A 14605-nucleotide genomic window follows, 5' to 3' on the forward strand; every position below is an offset into this window, starting at 1 on the left:
ATGAGCAAACAGAAGATTCAAAAGGTATATCCTTTAACACCAATGCAAGAAGGCATGTTATATCATGCCATGCTAGACCCTAATTCGTCCTCTTATTTCACACAGCTGGAGCTTGGAATAAGAGGGGAGTTTGATCTCGATCTTTTTGAAAAAAGTCTCAATGAGCTCATCGGCACATATGACATTCTACGTACAGCCTTTGTCTATCAGCAATTACAGAAGCCTCGACAGGTTGTACTGGCAGAGCGCAATCTAGATGTGTATAGAGAGAATCTATCTCACCTGAACCATCAGGAACAGCAAAAGGTACTAGATCAATATAAAAAGCAAGTGAGAAAGCAAGGCTTCCATTTAACGAATGATTTGTTATTGAAGGTCGCTGTTTTTCAACTGAATGAAACAAACTGGCATCTCATTTGGAGCAACCATCACATCATCATGGATGGTTGGTCCATGGGAGTTTTGATGAAAAAATTGTTTCATTACTACGAATCTTATCGGAACGGCAAAACGCCGGATCGCTCACAAGGAAAACCTTATGCAGATTATATTCAGTGGCTTGGCAAGCAAAATCAACAAGCAGCGGAAGGCTATTGGAAGGATCGCTTAGACGGTGCGATTCAGCATCAAGGGCTTTTGCAGCAAAAAGAAGCGAACGGACAATATGACCATCAGGAATGGACGTTCACATGGGATGCTGAAATGGTCAGAAGCATTCAAGAGATCGCAAGGAATTGCCAAGTGACAGCACCAAATCTATTCCAGGCTGTTTGGTCGGTTCTTTTAGGCACTTACCATGCGGCACATGATGTCACTTTCGGAACAGTCGTATCTGGCAGGCCACCAAGTGTGGCTGGTATAGAACAGATGGCAGGACTTTTTATCAATACAATACCGGTCAGGGTAGAAATGAATCACGAAGACACCTTCAAACAGCTGTTTCAAAAAGTTCAGCAGCATGCGCTGGAAGCGGAAAACTATGATTTTATGCCGCTTTATGACATTCAGCAACAGACAGCTGCAGGAGGACAACTCTTCGATCACTTGGTCGGGTTTGAGAACTATCCTTTAGATCAAGAGCTATCTGGTGACACCATGTCGGAACGTCTAGGGTTTTCCATTGATGTAAAAGACGGATTTGAACAAACGAATTTCGATCTAAATGTCCTCGTATATCCAGGTGAAACATGGACATTGAAAATCAAATATAATGCGGTGGCTTTTGAGGAAGAGGTCATTGAAAAAATATCGAAACACCTGACCAACCTCATGAAGCAGATCATCGAGAATCCGGAAGTTCGCCTTCATGACGTGACGTGTATCACGGAAGAAGAAAAACAGCAGATTGAAACATGGAACAAGACAGAACGAGATTATCCAAAGCATCTGTCTATTCCTGAGCTTCTGAAAGAACGCATTCAAACGCAGCCAGACCATCTGGCGTTAGTCGAAGGAGAGCGGGCATTCACCTATGAAGAACTCGGCCAAGAAATCCATCGTGTTGCGGGACATTTGATTGATAGCGGAGTGAAACAAGAAGATGCCGTCGCAGTGTATATGAATCGATCTGCTGAAGCAGTGATCGCCATTTTAGCGGTTCTTCAAGCAGGGGCTGCTTATGTACCAATTGATCCAGCCCAGCCAGAGGAGAGAATCCGCTTTATGCTTGAAGACAGCGGTGCATCCGTTTTGCTCTATGCGGACAGCCAGCCGCCAGTTCATGAAAGCATCCAAGCCGTTCATGTGTCGGACATATCGAATCAGTCAATCGTACCATTCGAAGTCGAGACCTCTCCTTCGCAATTGGCGTATATCATGTACACGTCGGGGTCAACCGGACAGCCAAAAGGTGTTCAAATTGAGCATCAACATATTGTCAGATTGGCATGTTCACAGGAGACACTGGGCTTGAACAAGTCGGATCGTATGGCACATACAGGAGCAGTCAGCTTTGATGCCATTACTTTTGAAATTTTCACCACACTGCTGAACGGTGCAACGCTTTATCCTGTTGACCGTGACACGTTATTGGACATCAACCGGTTTGAACGCTTTATCCAAACGAATCAAATCTCGGCGCTCTTTTTAACGACAGGTTTGTTTAATCAACTTGCTCAGCAGCGACCGCATATGTTTAAAGGATTGTCCAAATTGATCACAGGCGGTGATGTGATCAATGTGAAAAGTGCAGAGCTTGTGAAGAAAAATCATCCATCACTTGTTTTACTGAATGCGTACGGCCCAACAGAAAACACCACCATCTCGACCATTTATGAGGTGAGAGGGGATGAAACGGGCACGATTCCAATTGGTCAGCCGATCAATCATTCGTCCGCTTACATTTTAGATGACAATCAAAGACTTCAGCCAATTGGCGCGCCAGGAGAGCTGTATGTTGGCGGAGACGGTGTCTCAAGAGGATATCTCCATCGTCCAGAATTAACAAAGCAAGCATTTATCGCTGATCCTTTCAAGGCAGAAGGGCGTTTGTATCGAACAGGAGATTTGGCTAGGTACGGTTCAAATGGTCAAATCGAATTCCTCGGACGGACAGATGATCAAGTGAAAATCCGTGGTTTCCGTATTGAGCTCGGTGAAATTGAAACGGTTCTTCAACAAGAGGCGGGGATCGATGAGGCGGTTGTGCTCATCCATGCGTCTCCTTCAGAAGAAAAAGAAATGACCGCTTACTATACGGGAACGATCAGAGAAGAAGAGGTGCGGGCTTTATTTCATCAAGCACTGCCAGCATATATGGTACCTCATCACGTCATGAAGCTAGATGCTTTCCCGCTTACAGCAAACGGAAAGGTCGATCGAAAAGCTTTACCAACGCCTGACGAAGCTCATCGTGAAGAAGTCAGGATCATTCCGCCTGAAACTGAGACGGAAAAGGCGCTTGCTCAAATTTGGGAGGAACTGCTTGGGAAAGCGGTGGGAATAGATGAGCATTTCTTCATGACTGGCGGACATTCACTCAAAGCAATGATGATGTCAGCCAAAATCCAAGAAGTGTTCCAAAAGGAAGTTCCGATTCAAGTGATATTCGAAAAGCCAACGGTTCGATCGCTTGCGTCATACATTGACCAGGACGGTCAAGAAGAACAAGGACATCCGATCTTACCCGCAGCGAAGGCGGAGGACTATCCAGTGTCACCAGCTCAGCGGCGCTTATACATTTTACAAACACTTGAACCTAAGAGTACGAACTATCATATTCCGATCGTCTTAACGCTTGAAGGTACGCTCGATCATCAGCGGCTCACCTCAGCATTTGATGAATTGATTCAAACGCATGAAATCTTAAGAACGAGTTTTCATATGAAAGGCGAGAACATCGTCCAAAGGGTACATGAAAGAGCGGCATTTGACCTCCCTGTCCATGATGTAAAGGAAGAAGAGGCCGAGGCATTTCTTGCTGAACGTCAGGCGCCGTTTGATTTGACAGCCGCTCCCCTCCTGCGGGCACAGTTGCTCAAAGTGAGTCATGATCGTCATCTATTAGTCTTGGAAGCACATCACCTCATTACAGATGGCAGCTCCATGAAGACGTTCATTCAGGATTTGGCGAAAGCCTATGATGGAGAGGCACTTGCAGAAAGAGCCATTCATTATAAAGATTACGCTGTCTGGCAGTTAAGTGAAGAAGAAACAGAGAAACAGCGTGCGCATGAAGCGTATTGGCTGAAGCAATACGAAGGAGATGTACCGGTTTTAGATTTGCCGACAGACTACCCACGTCCAGTGGAACGTGATTTTTCTGGAGAACGGGTGATGTTTGGCTGTGATCAAGCGACAACTCAGCGTATTCATGAGCTGCTCAAGAAAACAGATACGACGCTGTACATGTTCTTGTTATCTGCATTTCAAGTGCTGCTCGCTTCCTACAGCGGACAGGAAGATATCATTGTCGGATCTCCTGTTGCGGGGCGAACACATCCAGATATTCAGGACATGCCGGGGATGTTCATCAATACCATTGCGATGCGCGGGAAACCGGAACAAACAAAGTCATTTTTACAGCTGCTTAAAGAAATAAAAGAAACGAGTGTAGATGCTTTTGCACATCAAAGCTATCCGCTCGAAGAGTTAATCGCGCGTCTGCCGCTTGATCGTGATACAACCCGAAGCCCGCTCTTTAGTGTTTCGTTTAATATGCAGAACATGGATGTTCCTGCACTAAAGCTCGGCGATCTGAACATTTCGCCTTATGCAATGCAGCACCGATCCGTCAAATTTGATCTGTCTCTAGAAGCATTTGAACGTGAGGGAGAAATAAAACTAAGCCTAGACTATGCAACGGCATTATTTAAAGAGGAAACCATCCGCCGGTTCGGAACACATCTTCTTGCGATTATTCGTGAGGCGGTCCAGCATCCGAATGAACAAATTGGCTTGTTCAACCTCTTGGATCAGCATGAACAAATGGAGCGGCTGGAGAAAAGGGATGGAGAACAAACAGGTCAACATGAGCCGTACCATGTGCAATTTTCACGTCAAGCCATGGAAACGCCTGATGCCATTGCGGTGATGGATGGTGAAAGGAAGCTGACCTACCGTGAACTAGATCACATGTCCAATGCTCTTTGCAGTGAGCTGAAGATGCAAGGCGTAGAGAAAGAAAGCACAGTCGCACTTATTCTTGATCGATCTGTCTATGTCGTTGTCTCGATGCTAGGTGTAATGAAAGCAGGCGGTGCATTTGTCCCAATTGATCCAGCTTTTCCTGCGGAACGTATTCGTTACACATTAAAAGATTCAGGGGCAAAAGTCATCGTGGCAAATGAGTCTCTTGGCGATTCGTATCAGCATCTCAAGTCGATTCAGGTCGTACATGTGGAGAAAGCCGTCCAACGAAACGATTCTCTAGACCTGCCAGACGTATCGGTTGATCAACTGGCTTATGTGATTTACACATCTGGAACAACAGGGAAGCCAAAAGGTGTACAGCTCACGCATCGTAATCTATCACACTACGTCAATTGGTTGACACATGAAGTGACTTTACAAGAATGCGATCGAACGGCACTCCTGTCTTCTTATGCATACGATCTTGGTTACACAAGCATTTTCCCGGTTCTAAAAGCAGGCGGGACACTCTATATTCCTCGTGAAGACGTGTATACAGACCCTGTACGTCTCATGCGTTTTATTGATGAACAAGAGCTGACTTATATCAAAATGACACCATCCTTATTTCATATGATGGCAGATTCGAAGGGTCATACATTTGACGCTTTACGGCTTGTGGTATTGGGAGGAGAACCGATTGTCTCTGAAGATGTTGCGACATTTATGAAGCAGCATCCATGCGTGGCAGTGATGAACCATTACGGTCCGACAGAAACAACGATTGGTACAGTGAGCAAGCTAATGACACCGCATGAGCTGGACGCTTTAAAGGAGCGTTCTATCATCGGAAAGCCTATTGCTCATACAAGAGCGCTCGTATGCAATCGCGAGCAGCGCCTTGTTCCTTATGGCGCACCGGGGGAGCTTTATATTTCAGGTGATGGTGTTTCAAGAGGTTATTTGAATCAGCCTGAATTAACAGCAGAGCGTTTTCTTGAAAATCCTTATTTCCCTCAAGAGCGGATGTATCGAACGGGAGATTTGGTTAGACAGCATACAAATGGAGAGATTGAATTCCTTGGAAGAGTAGATGATCAAGTGAAAATTCGCGGTTATCGAATTGAGAAACAAGAAATTGAGCATGCCGCACGTGCCCTTTCAACCATTCAAAAAGTGTATGTCAAAGTGATCAACACATCTCGTTTACCGGAGCTGGCGTTATATTATACAGCACCTGATCACATTGGAACGCTGACATTTAGAGAAAAGCTTTCAGAGACACTACCGGATTACATGATTCCTACTTATTTTGTCAAAGTGGATCATATGCCGCTGACGCAAAACGGAAAAGTGGATGCAAAATCTCTGCCGCTTCCTCATGAGGCACATATGAACCGCACGGCACATGCAGCACCAGAAACGGCGCTTGAGCAGACGCTTTGTGATATGTGGTCAGATGTTCTTGAGATTGAAAAAGTCGGCATTGATGACCATTTCTTTGAATTAGGCGGGCATTCTCTGAAAGGCATGGTGCTCATTTCGAAAATGCAAGCCAAACTGAATCAGCATGTTCCACTCAAGGTTCTTTTTGAAAAGCCAACGATACGTGCGATAGCTGCCTATTTGGAAGAAGCTGATGCTTCGCTCGTCACATCGATTCAGCCAGCGGAAAAGCAAGATTTCTATCCAGTCTCTTCCGCACAAAAGCGAATGTACGTATTACAGCAGTTACATCCAGAATCCGTCACCTACCATATGCCAGCCGTTTTCATGATGGAAGGAAACCTTGATCTGAAGCAGCTAGAAGGAGCGATTCAAGCTTTAATTGATAGACATGAGTCATTGCGGACAGCCTTTGTTGAAATTGACGGCAGTCCCGTCCAAAAAATCTATCGCCGTGTACCGTTTACGTTACAGATGGTTGAAGTAGAAAGCGATCAGGTACAATCCGTCGTAGACAACTTCATGACACCATTCTCATTACATCAAGCACCTCTAATGAGAGCGAAAGTGGCAAAGCTGTCTGATGACAAATATGTGTTCATGATGGATATGCACCATATCATCGCAGACGGAGTGACACGCAGTCTGCTTATTCAAGAATTAGCGGAGTTGTATGAGCATAAGACGTTACCGCCAGTTCAGTTGCACTACAAGGATTATGCGGTATGGCAGCAAGAGGAAGAACAGCAAGCAGCACTTGAAAAACAGCGGCAGTATTGGCTGGAGCAATATGCACAGCCGCCAGAAGACTTAGCACTTCCGCTTGATTTCCCGCGGCCTAGCGTGCAGTCATTTGCAGGAGGCCGGGTTGATAGATGGCTGTCTGCTGAAAAGGCGCAGCATGTCAAAGCGCTCATGGCTGAAAAAAATGTGAGTTTGAACATGGTGATGCAAACGGCCTTTGCCATTCTCCTTCATAAATTGACTGGGCAGCATGACATCGTCATAGGGGCTGTAACGGCTGGACGTACACATGCGTCAATCGAACGGATTCCGGGCATGTTTGTGAATACACTGGCCCTTCGACATGACGTTCAGTTAGAAGAAACTGCAGAGCATCTGCTAGAAAAAATAAGAGATCACAATCTATCAGCTTATGAACATCAAGGATTCCCATTCGAGGATTTGGTCGCGCAGTTAGACCTTCCGAAAGACACGAGCCGCAACCCGTTGTTTAGTGTCATGATGACAACGGATGAGCGTGATCTGACGTTACCGGAATTGAATGGACTTACGCTTTCGCACAAACAGCAAGAAGCCGTTCAGGCAAAATTTGATTTAACGCTCGGTGTCTTTGAGGAACAAGATCAAGTGGGCTTGCGCTTTGAATATGCAGCGGCACTATTTAAAAAGAGTACCATTCAGCGATGGAGTCAATATGTTGAGCGAATCATAGACGAAATGCTTGCGAAATTGAATCAGTCGATCTCGACCATCTCCATCTTAACAAAAGAAGAAGAGCGACATCTGCTTGATGAATGGTCCGGACCTGTCCTAGATGTCCCGACAGATCAAACGGTTCATACATTGATTGAGGCGAAGTCACAAGAAGTACCTCATCAAAAAGCCGCAACTTTCTGCGGCACAAGCTGGACGTATGAAGAACTGAACAACCGGGCGAATACAGTCGCCGCAAGACTCATTTCCACCGGCACAAAACCGGGAGACCGCATCAGCATTCTCACGCGTCCATCGCTCGAGATGACAGCCGCTGTTCTCGGTGTGCTCAAGGCAGGTGCGGCATTCGTGCCGATTGATGCCGATTATCCAGCGCAGCGCATTGCCTACATGCTGGAAGATTGCGGGGCAGAGGTCCTTCTGATTCAGAAAGAGCTCACTGCACCACCTTCTTTCACAGGTCATACCCTCTTCATAGAAGAGGCAGTAGAAGGAGAAGCGCACGAGATTCAGGTTCCTGTCAAACCAACGGATCTCGCTTATATGATTTACACATCTGGAACGACTGGACAGCCGAAGGGTGTCATGGTCGAGCATCAGTCTCTTGTCAATCTTGCTTTTTGGCACAATGATGCTTTCCAGGTGACGAAACAAGACCGAACCGCCAAATATGCCGGCTTTGGCTTTGATGCCTCCATTTGGGAGATGTTCCCGACGTGGATCGCCGGCGCAGAGCTCCATATCATCGATGAAGCGATTCGCCTCGATATGATCAAGCTCAATTCGTATTTTAATCACGAAGGCATCACCATTGCATTCCTGCCAACACAGCTATGTGAGCAGTTTATGTCGATGGACAATCATTCTCTCCGTTACTTACTGACAGGCGGGGACAAGCTGAAACAGGTGAAGCCCGTTCCATACAAACTCGTGAATAACTACGGCCCAACAGAAAATACGGTCGTGGCGACAAGCGGGATCATTGATCCAGATCAAGGCACGCTTCCTATCGGAACAGCGATTGCCAATACTCGTTTTTACATTATGGGTTCGTTATATGATCTCTCGCCGCAAGGCGTACCGGGTGAGCTCGTGATTGCAGGGAAAGGACTGGCAAGAGGCTACTGGAATCTACCAGAGGAAACGGACAAACGGTTTGTCCCAGATCCATTTTATCCAGGAGAGCGCATGTACCGTACAGGTGATTTGGTGAAGTGGACAGAGGATGGCGAACTGATCTATCTCGGTAGAAAAGACCATCAAGTGAGCATCCGCGGATTCCGTATTGAGCTATCAGAAATTGAAGCGCAGCTCCTTGCGCTAAATGAAGTGAAAGAAGCCGTCGTGACAACGGTCAAAGACGCAAGTGATCAAGACGCTCTTGTCGCTTACGTCATTACAGATGCAGAAACGGCTGCGCTGAAAGAAAGCTTAAAGCGCATCTTGCCTGAATATATGGTGCCATCATGGATCATCAAGCTAGACCAACTGCCAATGACGGCAAATGGCAAAGTGGATCTCAAAGCACTGCCAGCACCTGATGTGGAAGCGAATCAAACAGCATACGAAGCCCCAAGAGATGAAGTGGAAGCACTACTTTGCGGCATTTGGGAAGATGTACTTGGCGTCAGCCAAGTTGGTATTCACGACCACTTCTTCTTCCTTGGCGGAGATTCGATTAAAGGCATCCAGATGGCAAGCAGACTCACGCAAGAAGGCTGGAAGCTCGATATGAAACTGCTTTTCCAATACCCAACGATTGCGGAGCTTCGCCCATATATCGAAGAAGCGGACCTTCTCACAGCTGATCAGTCAGCTGTGGAAGGAGAGGTCATTTTAACACCGATTCAGCGCTGGTTCTTTGAACGGAACTTTGATCACCAGCACCACTGGAATCTCTCAATGATGCTTCATGCACCAAAAGGGTTTGACTTGGCTGTCACAGAACAAGTTCTGCAAAAACTGCTCTCACATCATGATGCACTGCGCATGGTGTTCAGACAGGAGCATGATGACATGCTGCAATACAATCAGCGGGAGTTGACAGAACCATTTTCAATTATTTCTTGTGATGTTTCAAAAGCGCAAGATGTGAAACAGGCGATTTCCACATACGCCAATGAGTATCAGCGTCAACTGAATCTTGAAAAGGGTCCATTGATGAAAGTGATTTGTTTCCATACAGAAAACGGTGATCACTTACTCATCATCACACATCATCTTGTGATTGACGGCGTTTCTTGCCGGATTTTACTAGAAGACTTTATGTCTCTTTATCATCAGGCAGAAAAAGGAGAAACGATGGTTCTGCCGCCAAAAACGCACTCTTTCAAAGAATGGGCAGAAGCGATTGAACGATATGCGCAGTCACAGCTGCTAAAAAACCAGAAGGAGTATTGGGCAGCGATTGAAAATAGACCGTTTACGACTTTACCTGTTGACCATGAAGTAAAAGAAAGAAAAGTCGCGGATACGAAAGCGGTCAAAATGCAGCTGACAGAAGCAGAAACCGAGCATCTGTTAACGAATATCCATCTTCCGTACACAACAGAAATGAATGATATTCTTCTATGTGCGCTTGGGCTGGCCGTTCAGGAATGGACAGGTCAATCTCATGTACATGTACAGCTTGAAGGTCATGGAAGAGAGGACATTTTATCAGGATTAGATATATCCCGCACAGTTGGCTGGTTTACGAGCATGTATCCAGTCGTTCTTGAAGCGAAACCGAATCAGACCATTGCAGACGCTATCAAAGGAACGAAAGAGATGCTGCGGCGTGTACCGAATAAAGGGATTGGTTACGGTATTTTAAGATACATGACACCATCCGAACCGTCAGTCAAACACGTGCAGCCTGAAATCAGCTTGAACTATCTTGGGCAGATTGATCAGGAAGTGACGACAGAACTCTTTGGGCCCTCAACCTATGATATGGGCCGTCAAGCAAGCCCTGAATCTGAAGCTGTTTATAAGCTGAACCTCAGCGGTCTTGTTCAGCACAATCAATTCATTCTGTCGTGCTCATATTGTGCAAGTGAATATGAAGAACAAACGATACAGCAGTTCATCGCATTGTTGAAGGAGAAGATCAGATCCATCATCACCCATTGCTTAGCGCATCAAGAGCGAGAATTTACACCAAGTGACTTCTCGGCTGCAGACCTTGAAATGGATGAAATGGACGATATCTTTGACATGCTTGAGGAGAAATTGACCTAACACCACTAGATCAGTCATGAAAAAGGGGAAGGAGGAATGAAATAGATGAGTCAATTTAAAAGGGATCAAGTTCAAGATATGTACTATCTGTCACCGATGCAAGAAGGAATGCTGTTTCATACCCTCCATCATCAAGAAAAAGGTTTTTATGTAGAACAAATGGATATGAACGTGAAAGGCACACTTCGGTCTGATCTGCTTGAGAAAAGCATGAATATCATTGTGGAACGGTACGATATTTTTCGTACCGTGTTCCTCCACGAAAAAGTGAAGCGTCCTGTCCAAGTTGTATTAAAGAATCGACCTTTCCAGCTTGATGTTGTGGACATACAGGATCTTTCTGAAAGTGAACAGCTTGAACGTATTGATCGTTTTAAACAAAAGGATCAGCTGAGAGGATTTGATCTCTCGAAGGATCTGCTCATGCGGGCCTCTGTTTTTCAAACGGGTCCTTCAAGCTATCGCTGGATATGGAGCTATCACCATATCCTTCTAGATGGCTGGTGTTTTGGCCTAGTTGTGCAGGAATTGTTTGCGATTTATCATGCACTTTTGCATGACATCCCTTATAGGCTGGAGCCAGTCAAGCCATATAAAGAATATATTCAATGGCTGGAAAAACAAGATAAACAAGCCTCACTTGAATATTGGACGCAATCTTTGGCTGGTTTTGAGGGGCAGTCGACTTTTAAAGAACAGCAAAAGCAAACAAATGAGCATGAATTAGGCGAAATCGAATGGGCCATGAGTAAAGAAGAAACTGCTGCTTTATCAGAGTTAGCCTTGCAGCAGAATGCCACGTTAAGCAGTGCGCTTCAATCGGCTTGGTCCATTTTACTAAGCAGGTATCAGCGCTCAAACGATGTGTTGTTTGGAACGGTTGTGTCAGGACGTCCGGCAGATTTAGCTGGTGTGGACCGGATGGTGGGGTTGTTCATCAATGTCATTCCAAGACGAATTCAGCTGACAGACCAAATGACGTTCCGTTCTCTATTATCAGAAACGCAGCAGCAGTCTTTAGCGGCTGAACCGCACCAATATATCCCGATTTATGATATTCAGGCTAAGGCAGGTCAGCAGCAGCTCATTGATCATATTGTGGTGTTTGAGAATGTCCCTGCTGCAAAGAAAGACGAGCAGGAGTCACTGCTTGGCTTTACAGTAGAAGACATGAATGTCTATGAGAAATCGAACTATGATCTCAATTTACTGGCGTCGCCCGGGGAACAATTGCAGCTGAAGCTGGCCTTTAATCAGCGTGCATTTGATCCTGCATTTGTCCATAAATTAAAGGATCAGCTGACCCTTTTGATCAAAGGGGCCATCAAACATCCAGATCAGTTAGTTCATATACTGACACTTGTGACAAAGCAGGAAAAACAGCGAATGTTAGAGGAATGGAATGCACCTGAGCTGGAGCATGATCAGCTTTATTTGACAAAGTGGTTTGAGCATAATGTCCGAAAACAGCCGAATGCAGTGGCATTATCAGCAGGTGATCACACGATGACATATGCGGAGCTGAACGAACAAGCCAATCGACTGGCAAGGCATTTGCAAAAAAATGGGGTGGGTCATCAAACGGTGACCGCCATTTTAGCAGAGCGGACACCTGAACTCATTGTCAGCTTACTCGCTGTCTTAAAAGCAGGTGCCACCTATGTGCCGATTGATCCAGATTATCCAGAAAGCCGTATCCAATATATGCTGAAAGATAGCGGAGCGACGCATCTTCTGACTCATTCATCCTTTATCAGTCAGACGAGGTCACTCGCATTTGATGGCACGTATCTTTTTGCAGATGATCAAGAAATTTTACTGATGAGCTCAGAGAATCTGCCACTTGAAGCTGGTTTAGATGATACGGCATACATCATGTATACATCTGGAACAACCGGACAGCCAAAAGGCATCATGACGACCCATTCCAATATTGCCCGGGTGGTCAAAAATACGAATTATTTAACCATTTTAGAAACAGATACATTGCTGTCGTTATCAAATAGCGTATTTGATGGCTTTACATTTGATGTATATGGTGCGCTTTTAAACGGAGCAAAGCTTGTCCTGCCGCAAAAAGAAACCATTTTAGATATGGGGAAGCTCACTGAGTTGATAAAAGGAGAGCATATTTCTGTCATGTTTGTTCCAACCGCTTTATTCCATCTTCTCGTTGATGAAGGAACAGACTGGATGCGCGGTGTGCGTAAGGTGCTGTTTGGGGGAGAGAGGGCATCGGTTCAGCATGTGAGAAAAGCCTTTGATGTGATGGGAAAAGGCAGATTGTTGAATGTATACGGACCAACCGAATCAACGGTTTTTGCCACATATTATCCGATAGATGAAGCGATCCCTTTAGAGGCACGTTCTATTCCAATTGGGAAGCCGCTCAACCAGACGGGCGCTTATATATTGAGTGAGCACAGACAGCTTCAGCCGATTGGAATGGTTGGAGAGCTTTGTCTGAGCGGCAAAGGACTGGCAAAAGGGTATTTGAATCGTCCTGATCTGACAAAACAAGTCTTTATCGCCCATCCATTCGCTGCGGGTGAGCGCCTGTATCGCACGGGGGATTTAGCTTACTTTCGAGAAGACGGTCTGATTGAGTATGCAGGCAGAGTTGATGATCAGGTGAAAATTCGAGGACACCGAATTGAACTGACAGAAATTGAAGCCAACCTTCTCATGCACCCAGGTGTAAAACAAGCTGTACTCCTAGCGGATCATGATGAAACCAATCATACAAGGCTGCTTGCCTATATCACGTGTGATGATGCATGGAAAGGCAAACTCGATGACATCAAATCAGGGCTGAAAGAGCGTCTTCCAGCTTATATGCTGCCTCATGAGCTGATTGAACTGGAGAACCTCCCACTTACGCCAAACGGGAAGGTTGATAAACGCCAGCTACCAAAACCAGAGGCACCGCAAGGAAACCGCCGTGTGAAACTGCCCGCAAATGAAGTGGAACAAAAGCTGCTGGTAATGTGGCGGGAAGTACTTGAACGAGAGGATATTAGCACAGATGACCATTTCTTTGAGCTTGGCGGACATTCTTTAAAAGCAATGTCTCTTTTGTCCAAAGTATCAAAAGAGTTTGAGGTTCAGGTGCCGATCCATTTGTTGTTTGAGACCCCGACGATTGAAGCGCTTAGTCATTATATTCAGCATCAGGACGGGGAAACCGCTGGCTATCTTGTATTCAATGAATCTCAAACATCAACAGTCTTTGCTCTTCCGCCATTACCAGGCTACGGCTTTATCTATCAGGAAGCAGCAAAAACGCTTGATGATGTTCGGCTAGTCGCTTTTGATTTTATTGAAACGAATAACCGAATGGCGCAGTACGTTCAGCATATTCAGCACCTTCAGCCAAAAGGGCCGCTGACGTTGATGGGGTACTCAGGCGGATGTTACCTCGCCTTTGAGCTTGTTCAAGCGCTTGAACAAGTAGGACGGACAGTCGAGAAGGTCATCATGATCGATTCCTATAAGAAAATTGGAGAAAGTGATTTAGAAGGACGATCCATTGATGATGATATTGAAGCGATTGTTCATCAAACGAAACAAAGCGAGCTTGCTCAAGGGGAGATCGTTCAAGAAGCGCTTGCCCAAAAGACGCGCGCCTACTATGAAACGTTTGTTAAGGGGGTGAATCAAGGCAAAATACAGGCAGATATTACGTTCATCCAATCTGAAGAACAAATAGCGATCCCGGACTGGATGGAAGAGTGGACACAGGCAACGGCCGGATCTTTTACCCAATACCAAGGCTATGGCCGGCATGCTGATATGTTCAAACAGAAAGAATGTGCAGCTCAAAATGCAAAGCTGATCAAACATATTGTCAATCAAACAAATAGAGAACGAGTCTTGTAAACTTTAGATTAGGCAGGATGCAGCCTTGCAG

2 protein-coding genes are annotated in these 14605 nt (G+C 45.6%); both read left to right on the plus strand.

All coding sequences use genetic code 11. The annotated features are described in order from the left end of the window. Positions 1-10695: a non-ribosomal peptide synthetase gene (locus tag NST01_RS01980; RefSeq protein WP_341041400.1), complete on the plus strand. Its 10695-nt coding sequence runs from the start codon at positions 1-3 to the stop codon at positions 10693-10695. Between the two features lie 45 nt (positions 10696-10740). After that, positions 10741-14574 carry a non-ribosomal peptide synthetase gene (locus tag NST01_RS01985; RefSeq protein ID WP_341041402.1) on the plus strand — a complete coding sequence of 1278 codons (3834 nt, stop codon included), beginning with the start codon at positions 10741-10743 and terminating at the stop codon, positions 14572-14574. Positions 14575-14605 lie beyond the last annotated feature (31 nt).

This window comes from Bacillus sp. FSL R7-0166, assembly GCF_038008935.1.
Classification (GTDB): domain Bacteria; phylum Bacillota; class Bacilli; order Bacillales; family Bacillaceae; genus Bacillus; species Bacillus altitudinis.